This window comes from Maribacter litoralis (assembly GCF_902506355.1).
Classification (GTDB): Bacteria; Bacteroidota; Bacteroidia; order Flavobacteriales; family Flavobacteriaceae; genus Maribacter; species Maribacter litoralis.
The window spans coordinates 3,113,934-3,139,902 of the sequence record NZ_LR733271.1 but is presented as its reverse complement, the minus strand read 5'-3'; the positions used below and the strand labels follow the sequence as shown (position 1 = coordinate 3,139,902).

The following is a 25,969-nucleotide window of genomic DNA, read 5'->3' as shown; positions in this document are numbered from 1 at the left end:
TTTAATGTTGTAGGATATCCTTCCCTTATCTGTTGATATATAGGTAACCGTTCATTGATTTTGACTGTTCTCCATTCGCATAATCGATAATATAGAAATACACCCCTACCGGAAGTTCATCGTTCTTTTTGACAGTGACCCTACCGTTCGAAATACCTCTAAAAGCATTACCGTTGTTATCATACCCATTCATCTCAAAGACCAGCACGCCCCATCTATTATAAATACGTACCGTATTATTTGGGAACGATTCAATGTTATTGATGATAAAGACACCATTATTCGTATTCGGGTTGATCAGATCGCTCTCTATGCTGATATCGCATGCTACACCTGCAGGTGGTGTACCGCCAATAGAACTACAACCATCCAAAGGATCGGTGTTGCCCTGTATTTCCTGGCCATCGTTGATACCGTCGCCATCGGTATCCTCATTTTCAGGGTCCGTACCCAACGAGTTCTCCTCATCGGTCGTCAATCCGTCTTCATCACAATCGGATGTACCTATCGGACTACCGCCAATCGAATCACAAGCATCTAAAGGGTCGGTATTGTCCAATACTTCTTGCCCGTCGTTTATACCGTCGCCGTCTGAATCAGGGTTCAATGGGTCCGTACCCAAATCTACTTCCTCCCCGTCCGTAAGTCCATCGTTATCGGTATCCGGGTTGTTCGGATCAGTACCCAATGCCGTTTCCTCATCGGTGGACAAACCATCATCGTCACAATCGCTAGTACCCAATGGAGTACCATCTACATGGTCACAATCGTCTAAAGGATCTGTAGTATCAACGTTTACTTCTTGACCATCGTTGATACCGTCCCCATCTGAATCAGGGTCATTGGGGTCCGTTCCTAAAGCAGCTTCTTCGCTGTTCGTTAATCCATCATTATCAGTATCCTCTGAAATGGTCACCGTACCAGTCCCTGAATTACCGGCTTCATCCGTTACAATAACTTGTATAACATCTTCATCAGAAAGAGCAGTAAGACTACCACTATCAGGAGTAGCGGAACCGGTATCTATACTCCAATCACCATTTGGATCAACTGTCACACTATAGGTTACATCAACTATATTATCACCATTAGTATCCAATTCAACTACAAGACTTTCGTTAGCGTCACCTTGCCCAGTTACTACCGGAGTGACATCCGAAGTGCTAAAACTATCGGCACTAGGAGCCGTAGTATTGAGCACTATTGATTCTAAGTCATCGGCAGTATTACCTGCAAGATCAGAAACCACAGCATTGACCGATATCGGACCATTGTTTAATCCGGAAATATCCGCTTCATTAGCCGTCCAGGTCCCAGCAGTAACCGTTGCTGTTGTAGTAACAGAATTTACACCATCATCTAAAATAACGGTTACCGTTTGATTGTCTTCAACCCCTGTGGTTACACCTGAGATTATCACGTCGTTATCTTCCGCTTCATTAACAATATTATCTATTTCTATTGGAGTATTTATCTCAATGTCAATAATAACATCATGAACAATATCGCGACTATCTTGCGCAGCAGGGTTTCCTGCCAAATCACTCACATCTGCAGTGATGGTTTCATTAACATCCAACGCCTGTGCATCTGCTGCAGGTACATCTAAACTCCAAACGCCACCGGTAACTGTTGTTGTATAAGTTTGACCGTTCAAGGTTACCGTTACGGTTTGACCATCCTCGGCATCTGTAGTACCACTAATAGTAACATCATTATCATCTTCAATTCCACTGATAACATCATCGTTAGATACAACATCTATAATTATTGTTGGCGGAGTTACATCATGTTCGATATCTCTTATCGCCTGAATAGCAGGATTACCGGCTACATTACTTACATCTGCAGTAATGGTTTCGTTTGCATCTAATGCCTGTACATCTGCAGCTGGCACGTCTAAACTCCAAGTACCACCTGTTACCAAAGTAGTGTAGGTTTGTCCGTTCAAGGTTACCGTTACGGTTTGACCGTCTTCGGCATCTGTAATACCATTGATGATAACGTCACTATCGTCTTCGACCGCATTAATAATATCATCGATAGATACTACATTGATGCTTATCATTGGTGCCGTGACATCATGTTCAATATCGCGTGTAGCTTCAACAGCAGGGTTACCGGATATATCATTTACATTAGCAGTAATCGTTTCATTTGCATTTAATGCCTGAGCATCAGTCGCAGGTATATCTAAACTCCAAGTGCCACCAGTTACCGTTGTTGTATATGTTTGTCCATTCAACACCACTGTAACTGTTTGACCATCTTCGGCATCTGAAGTACCATTGATGGTAACATCACTATCATCTTCCACAGCGTTAATGATATCATCTGTAGAAACCACATCTATTGCGATTGTTGGCGCAGTGACATCATGCTCAACATCTCGTGTTGCCTGTGTTGCAGGATTACCAGCCAAATCACTAACATCTGCCGTAATCGTTTCCGTTACACCCAATGCTTGGGCTGCAGCTGCAGGTAGATCAAAACTCCATGTTCCTCCGGTTACCGTTGTCGTGTATGTTTGTCCATCTAATAAAACGGTCACTATTTGACCATCTTCAGCATCTGTAGTACCATTGATAATAACATCGCTATCATCTTCAATCGAGTTGACAACATCATCTAAAGCAACTACATCAATCGTAATTACAGGAGCGGTAACATCATGTTCAATATCTCTAGTAGCTTGTGTTGCAGGGTTACCTGCTAAATCGCTTACATCTGCAGTAATCGTTTCATTAGGGTCTAAAGCTTGGACGTCTACTGCCGGAACATCTAGGCTCCATGTGCCACCTATTACCGTAGTTGTATAGGTTTGACCATTTAAGGTAACCGTTACAGTTTGACCATCTTCGGCATCTGCAGTACCACTGATGGTAACATCACTATTTTGCTCAAATTCATTTATAATATCATCTGTAGAAACCACATCTATTGTGATTACCGGAGCGGTATCATCATGAATAATATCTCGTGTTGCTTGTGTTGCAGGGTTACCTGCCAAATCACTAACATCTGCCGTAATCGCTTCCAAAGGATTTAATGCCTGTGCATCTGCTGCAGGTAAATCAAAACTCCATGTTCCTCCAGTTACCGTTGTAGTGTACGTCTGTCCATTTAATATAACCGTTACAGTCTGACCATCTTCAGCATCTGTAGTGGTTCCGCTAATAGTCACATCACTATCATCTTCAACAGCACTGATAATGTCATCGCCCGATACAACATCTATTGCAATTGTCGGAGCCGTAACATCATGCTCTATATCTCGTGTTGCCTGTGTTGCTGGGTTACCCGCCAAATCACTTACATCTGCCGTAATGGTTTCCGTTGCGCCTAATGCTTGAGCTGCTGCTGCGGGCAAGTCAATACTCCATATTCCTCCTGTTACAGTAGTCGTATATGTTTGTCCGTCTAAAACTACAGTTACGGTTTGACCGTCTTCGGCACCTGTTGTTGTTCCACTAATAGTTACATCAGAGTCATCTTCCAAAGCATTTATAACATCGTCTCCAGATACTACATCAATTGTTATTGTTGGCGCAGTGACATCATGTTCAATATCTCTGGTTGCCTGTGTTGCAGGGTTACCCGCTAAATCACTCACGTCTGCAGTAATCGTTTCCGTAACATCCAATGCTTGGGCATCTGCCGCAGGCAAATCAAAACTCCATATTCCACCTGTTACTGTTGTAGTGTATGTTTGTCCGTTCAACTCTACAGTTACAGTCTGACCGTCTTCTGAACCCGTAGTGGTACCACTAATAGTAACATCTGTGTCGTCTTCAATAGCATTAATAATATCATCGGTAGATACTACATCTATTGCTATAGTTGGGGCAGTTACATCATGTGTAATAACTCTGGATGCTTGAGTGGCAGGGTTACCGGCTGCATCACTTACATCTGCCGTAATCGTTTCCGTTACACCCAATGCTTGAGCAGCTGCTGCTGGCAAGTCCAAACTCCATACTCCTCCTGTAACCGTAGTGGTATACGCTTGTCCATGTAAAATTACCGTAACGGTTTGACCGTCTTCGGCATCTGTTGTTGTGCCACTGATGGTTACGTCCGTATCGTCTTCAACCGCATTGATAATATCATCGGTAGTAACTACATCTATCGTAATGGTAGGTGCAGTGACATCATGTTCGATATCTCTTGTCGCCTGAATTGCAGGGTTACCAGCAACATCACTTACATCTGCTGTAATTGTTTCATTAGGGTCTAATGCTTGGGCATCTGCCGCAGGTAAATCAAAACTCCAAGTGCCACCGGTTACCGTTGTAGTGTGCGTCTGACTATTCAATACAACCGTTACAGTCTGACCGTTTTCGGCATCTGTTGTTGTACCACTTATGGTTACATCAGTGTCATCTTCAACTGCATTGATAACATCATCGCCCGATACAACATCAATTGTGATTGTCGGAGCCGTTACATCATGTTCAATATCTCGTGTAGCCTGTGTTGCAGGGTTACCCGCTACATCACTGACATCTGCAGTTATGGTTTCTAAAGCATCCAATACTTGGGCATCTGCTGCAGGTAAATCAAAACTCCAAGTACTACCTGTTACCGTGGTCGTATATGTTTGTCCGTTCAATACCACTGTTACAGTCTGACCGTCTTCGGCTCCAGTCGTGCTTCCACTAATGGTGACATCAGTATCATCTTCAAGGGCATTAATAATATCATCAGTAGATACCACATTAATTGCTATTGTTGGAGCAATCGCATCGTGTTCAACATCTCGCGTTGCTTGAACTGCAGGGTTACCAGCATCATTGCTCACATCTGCCGTTATTGTTCGGGTCGTACCCAATGCCTGAGCATCTGCAGCAGGTAAGTCAAAACTCCATGTTCCACTTGATACCGTAGTCGTATAAGTTTGACCATTTAAGGTTACCGTAACTGTTTGACCGTCTTCAACATCTGTAGTTGTTCCATTTATGGTCACATCGTTATCGTCTTCAACTGCATTGATAATATCATCAGTAGCTACCACATTTATTATAATTGTTGGTACGGTTACATCATGTTCAATATCTCGTGTAGCCTGTGTTGCAGGGTTACCAGCTACATCACTAACATCTGCAGTTATTGTTTCTAAAGCATCCAACGCCTGAGCGTCTGCCGCGGGTACCTCTAAAGTCCATGTACCACTAGTTGCGGTAGTCGTATAGGTTTCTCCGTTCAATACGACAGTAACCGTCTGTCCATCTTCGGCATCTGTAGTACCATTAATTGTTACATCTGTATCATCCTCCAAAGCATTTATCACATCATCGCCCGACACCACGTTGATTGCAATTGTAGGTGCAGTTACATCATGTGCTATATCTCGTGTAGTTTGTGTTGCAGGATTACCGGCTAAATCACTCACGTCTGCAGTTATGGTTTCGGAAGGGTCCAACGCTTGGGCATCTGTCGCTGGCATATCTAAAGTCCATGCATCGCTAGTTACCGTAGTCGTGTATGTTTCTCCATTTAGAACTACTGTTACGGTCTGACCATCTTCAGCCCCGGTGGTCGTACCACTAATAGTAACATCACTATCATCTTCAAGGGCACTAATAATATCATCTGTAGAAACCACATCAATGGTAATTGTAGGTGCCGTATCATCATGTACAATATCTCGTGTTGCCTGTACTGCAGGATTCCCCGCCAAATCACTTACATCTGCAGTTATGGTTTCAGTATCATTCAATGCCTGTACATCTACTGCCGGTACATCTAACGACCATACACCACCGGTTACTGTAGTAGTATACGTGTGCCCGTTTAAAACTACTGTTACGATCTGACCGTCTTCGGCTCCTGTAGTCGTACCACTAATAGTAACATCACTATCGTCTTCAACCGCATTGATAATATCATCGGCAGCAACTACATTTATTGCTATTGTTGGCGCAGTTACATCAATCGTAAGTAAAGCCGCATCAGAAGTAAGAGGAGAACATACAAAAGTTAAATCGGTAATTATAACTCGGTATTCAAATCCGTCTTCGGCAACGGTAGCACCTGTTAGTGTTAGGGTTTCTGTTGTACTGCCTGTATAAATATCCGTACCATTGGCATCATCGATAGCTACAAAACCACCACCTAGCTGATCGTCTACCTCCCATTGGTATGCTAATGAGATTCCTGATGCCGTAGCGGTGAATGTTTCTGGAGAACTACCATTTGTCAATACATCTTGTGGTTGATCTGCGCTTGATGCTATAGTTGGAGTTTCCCCTGGCTGTTGAAAATCGAAATCTGTATTTGTAGCACTATCTACATTATTTGGTTCGGTATATCCGTCCACCACGTTGGTACCAGTTACAACACCATCTGCGTCTACTACCAGAGCTCCGTCTCCTAAAATTCCGTCGCCATTATCATCGGTAAACCCTGCTTCTAGCACATCATTACATAAATCGCCATCCGCATCCAATTCCAAGAAATCGGCAATACCATCTGGAGTTGTCTCCGAATCTAATACCGTATAATTTACAGTACCACTATCTTGTTGACCGCTTGCTTGAACCGAATCTGGAATACCATCTGTACCAACATCGCTATCTAATAGACCATCAGTAAACGCTTGTCCACTACCCGATTCTACAATATCATAAATTCCGTCATTATCGGCATCTAAATCGAAATGATTAGGTACTCCATCACCATCGGTATCAAAATCATCTACAATACCATCACCATTTGCATCGACACCCAAATCAGTATCTCTATAATTTAAAATTCCGTCAGAGTCATCATCGGCACTTGGGTCTATACCTGAAGGACTTTCTAAAGTATCCAAGATTCCGTCATTATCATCATCTAAATCAGCAGAATCAGCGATGCCATCCAAATCATTATCATCTATAGCATTTTCTCTATAATCTACTTCAGGAGTTGTGGTCACAGCTATATTTGGTAAATCTGATGCACCATTATCTTGATCATCGTTAGAATCGAACGGTAAACCTGTAGTATCGACATCATCATAGTCATCAAACAAACCATCGTGATCATTATCTAAATTATTGGATGCCGCAGTAAAACCAGCTTCTTCGGTATCCGAAAGTCCGTCACCATCGGTATCCAAATCCAAATAATCTGGAATTCCATCGCCATCCGTATCTATTGGTGAGACGCCTTCATCACCTGTACCTTCATACTCGTCTCCTAAACCATCACCATCGGTATCATCATTTCCATTGCCATCTGTATTGGCATTTCTTGCAACGTAACCACTTGTAGTTTGCGCTTCAACATTATCTGGAATACCATCGTTATCAGAATCAATATCCAAATGATCTTCTATACCATCATTATCACTATCAATACCTTCGTTAATGGTATACACAGGAGCTGTACCCGGACCAGATGTTTCACCTGAAGGCGTACCGGCCGAATTTACTGCCGATGTAGTATTTGTAGGTGTAAATAATCCGTTAATATCACAAGTTTGAAACAATATAGACCCTAAATAATCATTGGATGAAAAACCTGATTGCAACTCACCTGAGAAGGTTACCGTAAAGTTAGTAGTATCATAATAATTGAAATAAACGGCAAGTTTTGGTCCAAAGTCAACTCCTGACCATGTTTGCGCGGGACCTTCAAAAGTAGTTGTTCCCGTAGCAGCGTTTTCTGAAATATTTAGTAATGTATTACTATCTACAGCATACAAGCCTGGTTGAGCCAAGGTTACACTTTCTTCGGTATTGGCACCGTCAATATCATAAATTACACCACCAAAACGAATTAGATTTACTTGAAAATCTGTTCCTGTTGCCACCAACCTAATATTGAAAGTAATACTACCAACAGCACCTACACCACCACCTACATCAAAACTAGGTTGCCAAGCATCATCACTACCAAAACCACCATTATCAATAGAAGTTAAGGTTGCATTGTTTATATCGGTAATGGCAACAATTGCATCTAATACCCCTAGAGACGAGGTAACCACAGTTGAAAAACGATACTCGGCACCTACAGTGCCCGCACCACTACCTGTAGCCGCTATATATGATCCACCTGTAAAAGATCCTGGCGGTATACCACATTCATCTCCTTTAGTATCCGTAGGTTCAAAACCTAATGATTCCACATAATCCAAAATACCATCATTGTCATTATCCTTGTCCAAATCATTATTAACACCATCACCATCAGTATCTATAGGTGTTAAATGCACATTGGCATCCCTAAAATCTACTTCACTGGTAAAGGGATCTTGATCATTCGGAAAATTATCTACATCTTGATTGTTATTCGTTGCCCCATTTGCATCTGCAATTCCATTTGGTGCACTAATACTTAAATCGAAATTATCATCTAAACCATCATTATCGGAATCTACACCGGAAATTGGAGTATCTGCCGTATTATCCGCATCTGTGTCATATGCTTCTACATAATCGCTTACACCATCATTGTCAGAATCTAAATCTCTAAAATCTGGGCTACCTTGTCCATCGGAATTTTCAGGTTGATTAATAGACTCACCAGAACCGGCAGGAACCACTTCGTAATTATCTGCCAAACCGTTACCGTCAGAATCTGTAGAAGGACTCAAATAACCCGAAGTTGATTGCCATTCTATGTTATCTATAATTCCATCATCATCACTATCCAAATCTAAATAATCTGGATGCGAATCACTGTCAGTGTTTACCAATGTATTGGTAAAGCTACCTCCGTTATCTGCATCAAAAACATCATCGATACCATCGTTATCACTATCATTGTCCGATAATTGAACCAGACCGGCATCGGTTTGAGATTCTACCAAATCTTGAATACCATCATTATCAGAATCAATATCCAAGTAATTGGCACCTCCGGTATTATCACTATTAACAGGAACCGCAGAAACTCCGTTTCCATCAACACCTCCATCTTCTGCAGAATCAGGAATACCATTAGAGCCTGGATCGCTTTCACTTGGGTCTATAGACCCATTACCATCGATATCTAAACTTCCATTACCTGTCTCTACGACATCTGGAATACCGTCATTATCACTATCTAAATCTTCATTATTAGGAATACCGTCATTATCAAAATCGGTTGTTCCTTCAACAGTATCAAGAATACCATCATTATCATCATCTTCATCATTAGTATTACATATTCCATCACCATCTGTGTCTATACCGTCATTATCAGGATCAAAATTAGCTCCAGCCGTAAAATCAGTACTTGCCGTTGCACCACAATCATCACAACCATCGCCATCCAAATCTTGACAAACGGAAGGGTCTAAAGGATTAGTATCAGAACCATCTGCTACGCCATCATTATCATCATCAGGATCACTAAAGTCACATAAACCATCACCATCGGTATCAGTACCATCATTGGCAGGGTCAAAATTAGCGCCCGCAGTAAAATCATTGTTTGCGGTTGCGGAACAATCATCACAACCATCACCATCAGAATCTTGACAAATGGAAGGGTCTAACGGGGCAGTATCTGAGCCATCGGGCACACCATCATTATCATCATCGGGATCACCAGAGTCACATAAACCATCACCATCAGTATCCGTACCATCGTTGGAAGGTTCATAATTATCACCTGCGGAAAAGTCAGTACTTGCTGTTGCCGAACAATCGTCACAACCATCACCATCCAAATCTTGACAAATGGATGGGTCTAAAGGAGCAGCATCCGAGCCATCGGCTACGCCATCATTATCATCATCTAAATCTGAAGAATCACAAATACCATCACCATCGGTATCGGTACCATCATTATCCGTATCAAAATTAGCGCCCGCCGTAAAATCAGTACTTGCATTAGCAGAACAATCATCACAACCGTCGCTATCTAAATCTTGACAAATGGAAGGGTCTAACGGGGCAGCATCCGAGCCATCGGCAACGCCATCGTTATCATCATCGGGGTCACTAGAATCGCAAATTCCGTCACCATCGGTATCGGTACCGTCAGTATCCGTATCAAAATTAGCGCCTGCAGTAAAATCAGTACTAGCCGTTGCGGAACAATCGTCACAACCATCACCATCCAAATCTTGACAACTACTTGGGTCTAAAGGAGCATTATCGTCACCATCCAAAACTCCGTCATTATCATCATCGGGGTCACTGTCATCACAAATTCCATCGCCATCGGTATCGGTACCATCATTAGAAGGGTCGAAATTATTTCCTGCAGAAAAATCGTTATTTGCCGTGGCAGAACAATCATCACAGCCATCACCATCTAAATCTTGACATACAGAAGGATCTAATGGAGCTGCATCCGAGCCATCGGCTACACCATCATTATCATCATCGGGGTCACTAGTATCACAAATTCCATCACCATCGGTATCCGTACCATCATTTGAAGGATCAAAATTATTACCGGCGGAAAAATCTGTACTAGCCGTTGCCGAACAATCATCGCAACCATCGCTATCTAAATCTTGACAAACAGAAGGATCTAATGGGTCTGCATCCGAACCATCGGCTACACCATCATTATCATCATCGGGGTCACTAGCATCACATATACCATCTGCGTCGGTATCTACACCGTCATTATCAGTATCAAAGTTGGGTCCTGCGGAAAAATCTATGCTTGATGTTGCAGAACAATCATCACAACCATCACCATCCAAATCTTGACAACTGCTTGGATCTAAAGGTGCATTATCATCACCATCTAGAACTCCATCATTATCATCATCTTGGTCGCCAGAATCACATAATCCATCACCATCGGTATCGGTACCGTCATTAGAGGTATCAAAATTATTACCTACCGAAAAATCGTTACTAGCTGTTGCCGAACAATCGTCACAACCATCACCATCTAAATCTTGACAACTACTTGGATCAAGGGGCGCATTATCATCACCGTCTAGAACTCCGTCGTTATCATCATCGGCATCGCCTGAATCACAAATACCATCTCCATCGGTATCGGTGCCGTCGTTATCCGTATCAAAATTATTTCCAACAGAAAAATCAGTATTTGCTGTTGCGGAACAATCATCGCAACCATCGCCATCCAAATCTTGACAGCTACTTGGGTCTAAAGGTGCATTGTCATTTCCATCCAGAACCCCGTCATTATCATCATCGGCATCACCAGAATCACATAATCCATCACCATCGGTATCTATGCCATCATTAGCAGGATCAAAATTATTACCTCCTGTAAAATCGTTGCTTGCCGTTGCAGAACAATCGTCACAGCCGTCACCATCCAAATCTTGACAGCTACTAGGGTCTAAAGGTGCGTTATCATTTCCATCTAAAACTCCGTCATTATCATCATCGGTATCGCCAGAGTCACAAATACCATCTCCGTCAGTATCCGTACCATCATTGGCAGGGTCAAAGTTATTACCTGCTGAAAAATCAGTACTTGCGGTTGCCGAACAATCGTCACAACCATCATTATCCAAATCTTGACAGCTACTTGGATCTAAAGGTGCATTATCATCACCATCTAGAACTCCGTCATTATCATCATCTGGGTCACCAGAGTCACATAAACCATCTCCGTCCGTATCCGTACCGTCATTAGTAGGGTCGAAATTATCGCCGACAGTAAAATCATTATTAGCCGTTGCAGAACAATCATCACAGCCGTCACCATCCAAATCTTGACAGCTACTTGGATCAAAAGGTGCATTATCATCACCATCTAGAACCCCATCGTTATCATCATCGGCATCACTGGAATCTGGTGTACCATCACCATCAGTATCAGGATCATTGGTTACCGTTATATTCACTGTTGCGATTTCACAAACATCTGGATCTGGATCCGTGTTACAAACTTGATAAATTACCGTTACCGTTGACCCATTTTCCGTTATTAACGGAGTGTACGCCAATTCACCGGTTAAAGCATCTAAAATCGCAGTACCACCCGCAGTACCTCCAGTTCTGGTTATTGTCGTAGTACCTTGGTTATTTGGATTATTATTTGGTAAGTAATCATCATTACTTAAAATATTGATATTAGTAGCCACACCTAACGTAGCATTAACGCTTTCATCTTGAGCAGTTGGTGCATAAGGGTTTGGATCCGTAGCGTCTAAATGACCATCACCATCACTATCTATATCTAAATGATTAGGCAATCCATCATTATCAACATCGTAAGCATCGGGCACTCCATTTCCATCGGCATCTGTATATATGGTAGTAGAACCGTCGCCAGTATTACCTACATCTTGGCTAATATCCTTAAAATTTAAAATTCCGTCCCCATCTTCATCACCAAAAGGATCAAGACCAGGGTATTCATCTAAATCTAAAATTGTATCATTATCATCATCGGTATCATCATTGTCACTAGTTCCATCACCGTCACTATCCCTTGGATCTCTCCAATCTCTTTCTCCACCAGCGGGATCATCATCTGGAAATGAATTTGGAGTTTGACCATTGTTGGTTGCGGCATTGGGGTCATCCATACCGTTAGCGTTCTGATCAAAATTATCATCTATACCATCTAAATCGGTATCATTACCCGATAAGGTAATCTCTGGTATATCATCTCCGTTTGTATCGTAAGCTTCAACAGCATCTGAGATACCATCATTATCACTATCTGGATCTAAAAAATCTGGGACATTATCTGGTGTTGCAAAAGCTACATCTGTATTAATAGGAATAAGACCTTGATTGCCTGTACCTTCATAATTATCGTCTAAGCCATCGCCATCAGAATCATTACCCGATGGTGCTATGTATGATCCTGAAGCCTGAGCCTCTACATTATCTGGAATACCGTCATCATCGGAATCTAAATCTAAATGATTTGGATAGCTATCATTATCTTGACTCGCTTCAAAAACATCGGGAACCCCATCAGAATTAGCATCGGTGTAGTTGGTTGTACTACCATCGGCATTTGCATTATATGTAGGCACGCCGTCACCAGAATTATCTAAAACATCTTGAAAATTTGGAAGTCCGTCACCATCTGCATCACCATTTGGATCATTACCATTAGATTCTACAACATCTAAAATACCGTCATTGTCATCATCTATATCAACATTATCAAAAACACCATCACCATCTGCATCGCCCACACAAACCGAATACAGAAACGTATTTATTTGATATTCACTTTGGTTAAGGTCAAATTCTTTTACAAACCCAGGATTGGCATAAATATCAAACTCTATAAAATTTATATCGTTAAACTCGAACATTAAATTACTTTCAGGACCATTGGCTTCAGATTCCGTACCAGCAGAAAGAAGTGTAGGTGGTGTAGTATCTATATCAATATTTGTAGGGATATCAGTAGCCGTAAACCGGACAGAATTACCACAATCCGTACCTACAGCTTCATTCTCTATAGGTACATTGGGGTCGGCAGGCGCCGGTGTACCATCAATATCGTTAATTATAATTCTAAAATCGTTCAGAGGAATCAGTGTAGTTTGATCTGCTTGTAAAAAACTGATTCTAATTCTTGATGGAGCACTAGTACCGCTATTGCCAGGGTTGCTATAAAAGAAGTTATCTACAGCGCTAGAATAACCAAATTGACCATTATTTCCTACTCCGCTAATTTTTTGAACTCTAACAAAAGCTAATGAAGATATAGTTGGTGAAGTAGCATTAAAATATGCATCAGTATTGGTTCCGCTCGATATACTGATTATAGAAACTTCTTCAAAATTTTGTGCTTTTACAATACCAGTTAACAACAATGTAATGACTGAAAATAATAGCTGAAAACTACTTTTACTTTTCATGAATGATAGGTTTGATATCACAATCAGAAGCGTTTTTAATACATTGAATACACTTCTCGATTTAAAAGATTGATTTTTGAATGGTAAAATGCCGAATATTTTGCGTGTTTTTAAGTAGGATGTTTTCATATTCTAACTAGGTTGATAACCCCCTATTTCTTTAAGTCATAACCGATATTGAATGGTCTTAAATTCACTCTATCAATTAAGACTCCTGTAGGAAATTTACTTTTTAATGTTCTTAGCTACTATTAAAGTACACAAATTGTAATCTAATGACTACACAATTGTAGTAATTTTTCCTAAATATAAAGTAGGATTAAAATAAACATGTAACATTGTTGCATGAATACCCTAGATTGTTGTGAAAGAGTTCTTTTTGTATGTGTTTGTAAGTGTAAAGAATGCACTTAATCGATGAAATGTTAATTTTAAAAGGGTTACAAGGTCTTAAACTAATCTTTTTGTTGCAAGAATTATTAGCAACAACGATGTCTATTGACCTTTTAAGAGTTGGAAATTTGCATGAAACTGTAAATTTCTATCATGTTCAACCCTAAATGGATTTTAAGATATTTTTTGTAAGAAGAATAATTAATAATGGTAACAAATTATTTTAATAAATCTCTATTAATTTAAAAACCATAATCCGTAAAAAGGAATTTCAATAAAATTTATTCCATAAAAAAAGTGGATAGAAGCATTGCTTCTATCCACTTTCAATACATGAGATTTTCATATTCTATTCCACCACAATAAACTCAGATCTTCTGTTTAGCTGATGGTTATCTTTACTACAAGGAACAGCGTTGTCACAACTATTTGTAAGTGTTGTTTCCCCATAACCTTTAAACGAAATTCTATCACTTGAGATGCCTTTTTCGATTAGATATTCTGCGGTTGCCTTTGCCCTATTATCCGATAATAATTGGTTGTATTGATCGTTTGCACGAGAATCGGTATGAGAACGCACCTGTATATTTATCTTCGGGAATTCGCTCAAATATGCCAATACCTTGTCGATACTTGCCCGTGCATCATCACGAATAGAATATTTGTCAAAATCAAAGTAGATCGGTTCTATATTTAAATATTTGGCAAGATCGGTTCCTAAAGGTGCAGATTTATCTACTTGAGTTAATTTGATCTCCACATCACTTACATCTCCACCCTTTTCTATTACAAAGGTACTTTCGCCCTCATCGTAATCATTCTTGCTTGCTACGATTTTAAAAATACCTTCTTTACATTCGGTTTCAAGCGTGAATGCACCATTCTCGTCTGATTGAATAGTAGATAATTTTTTACTATCGTTGTCAAATACATTTATTGCTACATTGCTAAGTGGTGCTCTTGTTTCTTCATCTGTTACAATACCAGCTATTGTAATATTGCACGTAAAATCTAACGGTTTCAATTCTACGAAGCTATAAATGTCGTCGTTACCTTGCCCACCTTTTCTATTGGATGCAAAAAAACCTTTTCCGGTCTCTACATCAATAATATAAGAGAAGTCATCTTCCTCTCCGTTTAAAGGTCTTCCAACGTTAAAGACTTCTCCGTTTTCATTTTTTAGGTCGGTTGCAAATACGTCTAGCCCTCCAAGTCCCGGATGACCATCAGATGAAAAATATAAAATATCTGAATCTGTCACGAACGGAAAGGTCTCCCTTGCTTCGGTATTGATTCTTGGTCCTAAATTCTTCGGCGTACCGAAAGTATTGTCTTTATTGATTTCAACAACATAAATATCCGATTCGCCTTTGGTTCCCGGCATATCAGAAGCAAAATATAATTTTGTTTCTTCTTTATTTAGTGTTGGGTGAGCTACCGAATAGCTGTCCCCATTAAATGGGAGCTCTTCAATATTGTTCCATTCTCCATCAACCAAAGTAGCTTTATAAATCTTTAATCTACTCACTCCGGCTTCATCCCTTTCAAACTTACCGTCGACTGAGTTGTTACGTGTAAAATACATCGTTTGTCCGTCTTTGGTAAATGCGGTTGAAGATTCGTGTGTTTTCTTATTCAGCTTTTTAGAAAGCCTGTCCACATTAGTAAAATTGCCTTGGTCATCTTGAACTGCCTTATATAGATTTAGAAACGATCCGTTATTCCATTTATGAATATTCTTGGTTATAAGTCCACTATCCCGTGCGGTTGAGAATACTAATTCTTTCTCATAAAACGAGGGTGCAAAATCTGATACCTTCGAATTCAACCCTATATTCTTAAGTTGATACCTACCAGAACGTACTTCAATCTGTTCTAGGTAGTTTTGATTTTGATCAAACACCAATGCCCTTTGATCCGAAGCTTTTGCTACCTTAAATTTTTGCATCCACTCATCGGATTCATTATATTTCCCCAACGATTTCAATGTCTGTGCGTAGCGGTATATATATTCTGGGTCGAAATCCGCTTTTTTCAGTGCGAATAATTTCCCGTACCAGCTTGACGCCTCTTCATAGTTCGCATTCAGATAATTAGCGTTACCGAGATTCTTATATATCTCTTCTTCTGCATACCCATCTTTGACCAATTCTTCGTACGATCGTATTGCCGAAGCATAAGCATAGCTTGTAAATTTTGAATCAGCTTTCTTTATTTTTTTGTCTTGAGCGTTTGCCATTATAGCCATTACCGCCAAGCCACAAAATATATATCGAGTTTTTTTCATGTTGTTTTTATTAAAAGAATCTTGGGGTGATCACTCGTTTGTAATTCTTTAAAAATTCATATCTCAGCATAATCTCAAAAGAACCGTCGTTAAAAGTTGTAGCTCCAAGATCGGTAACTTCTTTATCGTATGCCAAACCTATCATCAACTGCTCGTTCAACTGAAAACCGAAAAGTGCACTCAATGCTGCATCCCATCTATAGGCAGCTCCTAAAGAGAACTTATCATTAAATAGAAAATTAGCACTTAAATCTATTTGCAAAGGAGCTCCTTTAACCGCTTTTACAAGTGCTGCCGGTTTAAACTTCACGTTATTTTTTAGGTCAAACACATAACCTGTTATCAGGTAGAAGTTCATTCGCTCTTGGGCGATCAAACTTGAACTGTTTGAATCTGAACTATCAAAATGCTCGGTTTGTAAAAAATTAGGGACCGATAGCCCAGCGTAAAAACGGTCGGTATGGTAATAGATACCAGCACCAAAGTTAGGAGAGAACTTATTATCGATATTCGGCATATTGCTTTCTGCGCCATAATTACGAAGTTTCGTAAAATCTACATTTAATAAATGCCCACCTGCTTTAAGTCCAAAAGATAATTTACCTTCTTCAGAAATATGTACCGTATAAGAAAATGCGGCATCTATGTACGTGTCTTGATTTGTTCCATTACCAATTTCATCGTTTACCACAGACAGACCTAAGCCCACATTATTAGAAACAGGAGTATGAAAATTAAGTGTCTGTGTAGTTGGCGCTCCATCTAATCCCACCCATTGTGAACGATGAAGTGCAGCAATACTTAACACCCCACGAGAACCAGCGTATGCAGGATTAACCGATATGGTGTTATACATATATTGCGTGTACTGTGCATCTTGCTGTGCATTTGAAACTGCAAATACAGCTACTGTGAGTACTATGGATATGAATATTTTTTTCATGATTTTTTATTTACTGCTAAATATTTTATCTATTGATATATAAGTAACCTGATTTGCTTAGGTTATCGCCATTGTTATTAAACTTGATAACATAGAAATATACACCTACAGGTAATTCTGAATCTGTACTAATGGTAGCCCTTCCATCTGAAGTTCCAGTAAATACATTTGTACTATTATCATAGCCAGACATTTCGTAGACTACAATTCCCCATCGGTTATATATCTGAACTGTGTTATTTGGGAATGACTCTATATTCTCAATTCTAAAGAAGTCATTTACACCATCATTATCTGGTGTTAAAACCTCATTAGCAACCGCTATACCCGTATCTACAACCTCAGCATTACAACCAGCTTCTAAACTTGGAACGCCACCTATAGAATCGCAAGGATTTAATGGATCTGTACCATCTGTTACTTCTTGTCCGTCAGGTATGTTATCACCATCTGAATCTGCATTGTCAGCATCTGTTCCTAATGCATCTTCCTCTGCAGTTGTTAATCCGTCACCATCACAATCACTTGCCGGTAAAGCTTTACCACCTATATGATCACAATCATCTAACGGATCTGTATTATCCAATACTTCTTGACCGTCCAATACACCATCTCCATCAGAATCTGAATTATTTGGGTCAGTACCTAACGAAGCTTCTTCATCAGTTGTTAAACCATCATTATCACAATCACTTATGCCTAAAGGTTCACCACCAATTGAATCACAATCATTTAACGGATCAGTACCATCTGCTATTTCTTGACTATCTGAAATTCCGTCACCATCAGTATCCACATTATATGGGTCTGTACCGTTGATCAATTCTGTACCATTGTCGATCCCGTCACCATCACAATCTGCCATCATCCAAATAGTATTGGTTGCATCGTATCCTATATAACCAACAACTTGGTTAGGATCACAAGGGTTCAGCGCATTGACATCTGTATCATCTGCAACACCATCACCATCGGTATCACCATTATATGGATCCGTACCGTTTGTTACCTCGTCTCCATTCGCTATTCCGTCTCCATCACAATCTGCTGTCATCCAAATTGTATTTGTAACATTATAACCTGTGTAACCAGGCATTTGAGCTGGATCACAAGGATTTAAAGCATCACTATCTGTATTATCTGGAACGCCATCGCCATCAGAATCCTCATTATAAGGATCAGTACCATTTGTAAATTCTTGACCATTTGTGATACCGTCTCCATCACAATCTGCTTCCATCCAAAGTGCATTTGTAGCATCATAACCTATATAACCAGGTGCTTGTACTGGGTCACAAGGATTTAATGCATCAGTATCCATATCATCTGGAACACCATCTCCATCAGTATCCGTATTATAAGGATCAGTACCATTTGTAAATTCTTGACCATTTGTGATACCGTCTCCATCACAATCTGCTTCCATCCAAAGTGCATTTGTAGCATCATAGCCCGTGTAACCGGCATCTTGCGAAGGATCGCAAGGATCCATTAAATCACTACCATTAACAACCTCAACATCATCCAATACACCATCACCGTCAGTATCATTATTATAAGGGTCTGTTCCATTGGTAACCTCTGTTCCATTAGGAATACTGTCACCATCACAATCGGCTGCTGCCCAAATCGCATTTGTTGCATCATAACCTGTGTAACCAGGTACTTGTGCTGGATTACATGGATTTAAAGCATCACTATCTGTATTATCTGGAACACCATCGCCATCAGAATCCTCATTATAAGGATCAGTACCATTTGTAAATTCTTGACCATTTGTGATACCGTCTCCATCACAATCTGCTGCCATCCAAAGTGCATTTGTAGCATCATAACCTATATAACCAGGTGCTTGTACTGGGTCACAAGGATTTAATGCATCAGTATCCATATCATCTGGAACACCATCTCCATCAGTATCCGTATTATAAGGATCAGTACCATTTGTAAATTCTGTACCATTTGTGATACCGTCTCCATCACAATCTGCTGCCATCCAAAGTGCATTTGTAGCATCATAGCCCATGTATCCTGCATCTTGTGAAGGATCACAAGGGTCTATAGGATCAGTAGCATCTGTTACTTCTTGACCATCTAGAATACCATCACCATCGGTATCATTACTATATGGGTCTGTACCATTAGCATCTTCTGTACCGTTAGTTACTCCGTCTCCATCACAATCGGCCACTGCCCAAATAGTATTACTAGCATCATAGCCTGTATAACCAGGTGCTTGTACTGGGTCACAAGGATTTAATGCATCAGTATCCATATCATCTGGAACACCATCTCCATCAGTATCCGTATTATAAGGATCAGTACCATTTGTAAATTCTTGACCATTTGTGATACCGTCTCCATCACAATCTGCTGCCATCCAAAGTGCATTTGTAGCATCATAACCTATATAGCCAGGTGCTTGTACTGGGTCACATGGGTCGGTTCCATTTGGGTCCGCGTTGTCTGGTACACCATCACCATCGGTATCGGTATTGTACGGATCTGTACCATTCGCATCTTCAACACCATTGGTTACCCCATCTCCATCACAATCGGCTGCTGCCCAAATAGCATTACTAGCATCATAACCAGTATAACCGGCAACTTGTGAAGGATCACATGGATCAAACGGATTATTATCTATATCATCTGGAACTCCATCTCCATCGGTATCATTATTATAAGGGTCTGTTCCATTAGTATCTTCCGTACCATTGGCTATACCGTCACCATCACAATCCGCTGCTGCCCATGTGGCATTTGTTGCATCATAACCTGTATATCCTGGAGATTGTGCTGGATCACAAGGATCTAAAGGATCAGAATCTGTGCCATCTGGCACACCATCACCATCGGTATCCGTACTATATGGGTCCGAACCACTCGCATCCTCAGCTGCATTACTTTCTCCGTCACCGTCACAATCGGCTACCGACCACGTAGTATTTGTAGCATCATATCCTGTATAACCTGCTTCTTGTATTGGGGTACAAGGATCGGTAGCGCTAGTATCTGTATTATCTGAAATACCATCACCATCGGTATCTGTATTATAAGGATCGGTATTATTTGTATGTTCTGTACCATTTGTTACTCCGTCTCCATCACAATCGGCTGCTGCCCAAATCGCATTTGTTGCATCATAACCTGTGTAACTAGGTACTTGTGCTGGATCACATGGATCGAAAATTCCAGTATTATTAGAAACTTCTGTTTGATTATCCACTCCGTCACCATCGCAGTCCTCATCATTCCAACTTGTACTCGGCGTTTCTGTAGCACTGCTTAAAACAAAATCGCACCGGTCGGAAGGATCAGTGTAATCTACCTTCACCTCGTTACCATCCAAAACACCATCACCATCAGAATCTGGGTTGTTTGGATCTGTACCTGCAATGGTCTCTTCGTCATTTGTAAGTCCATCATTGTCGCAATCACTAGTTCCAAGTGGTGTACCACTTAGAGAATCACAATCATCTAAAGGATCGGTTAAATCTGTATTTATTTCTGTACCATCATTTACACCATCACCATCAGAATCTGCATTTGCAGGGTCTGTACCCGCAGCTGCCTCTTCATCGTTAGTAAGTCCGTCACCATCACAATCATTCGTACCTTGTGGTTGCCAATTTGGATCACCTGTAGGCTCACATGGATCGTTCTCACTACCTGCCGGTTCTAACGAATCACAAATATTATCACCATCAGTATCAACACAAGCTGGAATGTCTATACTTAATACTGCGGTATCGCATATACCGCCATTACAAACTTGATAATTTATGGTTACGGTATTTGGACTTTCAGTAGGTAAGGCTGTATATGTAATTTCACCGGTTGTCTGATCAACACTTATTGTTCCAGCAGCTGTACCCGTACCTAAATTGGCTATCGTACTACCTACAAGGAAATCATCATTATTTAGCACATTAAACGTTTTTGGAATTCCTACATCTGCCGTAGTAAAATCGTCTATTGCCGTTGGAGCAAACGGATTTGGGTCTGTATCGTTTATATTACCATCGCCATCACAATCTGCCGCCTGCCAAATAGCATTCGTAGCATCATAACCTGAATAACCTGGAGCTTGTGCTGGATCACAAGGATCTAAAGGATCAGCATCTGTATCATCTGGCACTCCATCACCATCGGTATCTGTATTATAAGGGTCAGTACCATTGGCATCTTCTGTACCATTATCAACTCCATCACCATCACAATCGGCTGCTGTCCAAATAGCATTTGTGGGATCATAACCTGTGTATAATGGAGACTGAGTTGGACTACATGGGTCTAAAGCATCGGTATCGATATTGTCTGGCACACCGTCGCCATCGGTATCTGTATCATATGGGTCTGTACCATTAGTTACTTCGTCTCCATTAGTTATGGAGTCTCCATCGCAATCTGCTGCTTGCCAAGTAGTATTTGTTGCGTCGTAACCAGTGTAACCTGGTGTTTGTGAAGGGTCACATGGATCAAACGGATTAGTATCTATATCATCTGGAACTCCATCACCATCGGTATCATTATTATAAGGGTCTGTTCCATTTGTATCTTCCGTACCATTGGCTATACCATCACCATCACAATCGGCTGCTGACCAAATGATATTGCTGGCATCATAACCTGTATAGCCTGTCGCCTGCGTTGGAGAACATGGATCAGATGGATCTGAATCGGTATTATCAGGAACTCCATCACCATCGGTATCATTATTATATGGATCCGTACCATTGGTATTTTCCGTACCATTGGTTACCCCGTCACTATCACAGTCTGCTGCCGCCCAAATGGCATTACTTGCATCATAACCAGTATAGCCTGCTGCCTGTACCGGCGAACAAGGATTAAGAGGGTCCGTATCTGTATTATCTGGCACTCCATCACCGTCTGTATCGGTATTATATGGATCTGTACCATTGATAGCTTCGTCTCCATTATTTATACCGTCTCCATCACAATCGGCTACCGACCACGTAGTATTTGTAGCATCATATCCTGTATAACCTGCCAATTGAACCGGAGAACAAGGGTCTAACGGATCAGAATCCGTGTTATCCGCAACACCATCACCGTCGGTATCGATACTATAAGGATCTGTTCCATTAGTAATTTCCGTTCCATTGGTTACACCATCGCCGTCACAATCGGCTGCTGCCCAAATAGCATTTGTTGCATCGTAACCTGTATAACCTGCTGCTTGAACAGGCGTACATGGGTCTAATGGATCGGCATCTGTATTATCTGGAACACCATCACCATCGGTATCGGTGTTGTATGGATCTGTACCATTGGTATCTTCTGTAGCATTAGTAACCCCGTCACCATCGCAATCTGCTGCTGCCCAAATGGCATTACTTGCATCATAACTGGTATAACCAGCTGTTTCTGCTGGATCACATGGATTAAAAACATCATTTCCGTTAGCAGATTCTGTTTGATTATCTACGCCATCACCATCACAATCGGCACTATTCCACGCAGCACTTGGTGTTTCGGTAACGCTAGAACTCTCAAAACTACAAAGGTCTAATGGATCAGTACCATCAATATTAGCTTCGGTTCCATCCAAGACGCCATCGCCATCAGAATCAGCATTTGTTGGGTCTGCACCTGCTGTCGCCTCTTCTGCTTCTGTTAAGCCGTCGTGATCACAATCGCTACTAGCCAATGGAGTGCCACCGTTAGAATCACAATCATTTATTGGGTCTGTATTATCTACATTGATTTCTGTACCATCGTCTATACCATCACCATCACTATCTGCATTATTAGGGTCAGTACCCGCAGCAGCTTCTTCATCATTCGTTAATCCGTCACCATCACAATCATTGTCACCCTGTGGTTGCCAATATGGATCACCTGATGGCTCACATGGATCATTTATAGTCGCAGCATCTTCTTCAACATCGCACACATTATCTCCGTCTGCATCGGCACAAGCCGGTATTTCAATATAATATGTAGCTATGGCACATACAGTACCGTTACAAACTTGATAATCTATAGTAACCGTGCTAGGGTTTTCACTAACCAATGCCGTATAGGTTATTTCACCCGTAGCTTGGTTAATCGCTATTATGCCCGAAGCAGAACCTGTACCTAAGTCGGTAATGGTACTACCTACTAAAAAGTCATCATTATTTAAAACATTGAATGTTTTTGCTACCCCAACGTCTGCAGTAGTAAAATCATCTGAAGCGGTTGGAGTAAAAGGATTGGGATCCGTGTCATTTATATTACCATCGTTATCGCAATCTGCTGCTGCCCAAATGGCATAATTTTCATCTGTACTCGCAGGTGTTGTGGCACTAGTAACAGAGCAAGGGTCTGCTGGATCCGTTCCGTTTGCCACTTCGGTACCATTATCTTCACCATCACCATCACAATCGGTAGAATTCCAACTCGCATCTGCATTGGCGGTTACTTGATTTGTACTGTACACACAGGCATCATTAGGGTCGGGATCAGTGACATCAAGATCGCCATCGCCATCGTCATCATTGTTTTCTATTGTAATCGTTTCTTCTAAATCATCGGCAGTTTCATTAAAATCTACCTGATCTTGAGTATTTGATATCGTATTGGTTACCGTTATTTCTTTAGTTGGTGCCGCTATAGGGTCTGGGATAGCAACAAGCGTTAAAGTTTGTTTTTCCCCGCCCGTCATTGTTCCAATATTCCAATTTGGTTCTGTAAATGTACCAGTAGAAGGTGTAGCACTACTTAAAGTTAAACCGGTTGGCAATACATCTGTAACAACCACATTGGTTACATCATATACCCCTAAACTCTCTACGGTTATGGTAAAGGTTACCGATTCTTCTTCTGAATAGGTTGATTTATCCGCTGTTTTTGAAAGGGCAATATCTGGATTACAGTAATATATATTGATAACGTTTGAGTCATAAAAGCACCCACCTGAAGATACTTTAACATAGTAATCACCAATATCAGTTGGTGTATACGACGCAAGGTTAGCTCCTACAATCAATTGACCGTCTTTATACCATTGATAGGTATCAAAAGTATTTATCAAATTAATTTCACTACCCACACAACCATCACCAGATATGGTATAATCTACAACGGGTACAGTATCGAATCCCGAGAAATAACCACCTATACCCAATGCACCACTAAGCCCTACAACACCAACTGCGATAGGACCAGAAGATTCTACAGATACATTACCCGTTAAGCCCGGTAAATAAAAACTTTTCCAAGGTAAACCGGTAGCTTCTTGTGCTGCAGGCAAAGCAACAGTACCTGAGCCATCGGTTACAATAATATTACTATCTAAGGTAGTTGTAGAAGCCAAAATAGTTAAACCACCATTAATATCCACTCCAGCCAAATCTTCAATGTTCGCGATATTACTTAGCGTATTTGGCAGTAAACAGTTTACTGGTGCAACAAAGTTTAAGCCATTGGTTGCTGCACTTGTACTACCTGCTAAAGATTGATATGCGTATACGTTGTTTGATGTAGTTACGGTTAAATTACTACCTGCGGTGGATCCAGAATAATTCGATCCTGGAATCACAAAAAATTCGCCATTATTTATGGTAGCTATTGGTGTGGTAGCACCATTTACAAATATATCGGTACCATTTACAGTACCAATAATTATAGGAAATTCTAGAGCGTCATTTCCACCGCCCCTAATAAAAACATATTCTCTACCAATTACATCAATAGGTACTGGCTGGTCTAAACCTGCATCTTGCAAGTTAGACCCAGAGACTACACCTACCAATACATTACCATTACTAATGGCAATATCCCTGGTTGCAGTAATGTCTGCTCCCAACCACCCATAGCGGTTAGCGTCTGTATCGCCGGCCGTTCCTTGGTTATGACCTACATTTTCTAAAACAAAGCTTTCACCTTTATCTAAACTGATGGTGATGGTGTTATCTGGATTATCAATAAAACCATCTGAATCATTGCCTAACCTAAATTTGGTATCTGGGTCATAATCTGAAATGATAATATCGGTATCATCTTCCGTTGCCATAATACCTAAAGTGGCATTATAAATTGTTCTATTATGCAAAAATGGCACCCCACCCCATTTAAAGTGAGTACCCAAACCAATTCTACCTTTAGAGGTTAAAGATGCTCCTTGAGCATTATTCCTACCACGATAATTCACATAGAATTTTTCTCCTCCTGGAGCTATTAATCGAAGTCCTGCAGTCGTAAGTTTTACCCCTACACTGGCATCTGGCATCATGGTAATACCATTATCATTACTTCCTAAGGTATATGTAAATGGAGATGTATTGGACACACTTACCGTGGTTACAGGTGTAGCCGATACCCCTATATATATTTCTACACTAAACGCAGTTTCGTTCGGTGTAGAAATGTACACCGCTTGATCGCGCATATGATTTCCTGTTTGAGTAAGTGGTGGTAAATAATGCAGATCACTTAACTGGGCATATGTACCCAAAGTAGCGAAAAAAATAAGTACCAAACTTAAAAAGCACTTTTTGAATGTAAGAACCTTCATATTCATAATATTTTATTATAACTGATAACTAAGTATCAAATGAAATTTGCTGTTAAAGAAAATCAACTATAT

General features: G+C 40.7%; 4 protein-coding genes. All 4 read right to left on the bottom strand.

The window, feature by feature from the left end; genetic code table 11:
* Positions 1-25: 25 nt before the first annotated feature.
* A complete protein-coding gene (locus EXIGUO8A_RS13190; RefSeq protein ID WP_159303492.1) occupies positions 26-13,747 on the bottom strand; it encodes an Ig-like domain-containing protein in 13,722 nt (4,573 codons plus the stop codon).
* Between the two features lie 742 nt (positions 13,748-14,489).
* Complete coding sequence (locus EXIGUO8A_RS13185; protein ID WP_159303491.1) at positions 14,490-16,427, bottom strand: OmpA family protein; 1,938 nt, start codon at positions 16,425-16,427, stop codon at positions 14,490-14,492.
* A 10-nt stretch (positions 16,428-16,437) separates the two neighbouring features.
* Positions 16,438-17,370, bottom strand: coding sequence for a PorP/SprF family type IX secretion system membrane protein (locus EXIGUO8A_RS13180; protein WP_159303490.1), 933 nt, complete (start codon positions 17,368-17,370; stop codon positions 16,438-16,440).
* Positions 17,371-17,395: 25 nt separating this feature from the next.
* On the bottom strand, positions 17,396-25,897 hold the full coding sequence (locus EXIGUO8A_RS13175; protein WP_159303489.1) for a T9SS type B sorting domain-containing protein: 8,502 nt from the start codon (positions 25,895-25,897) through the stop codon (positions 17,396-17,398).
* Between the last annotated feature and the right edge of the window lie 72 nt (positions 25,898-25,969).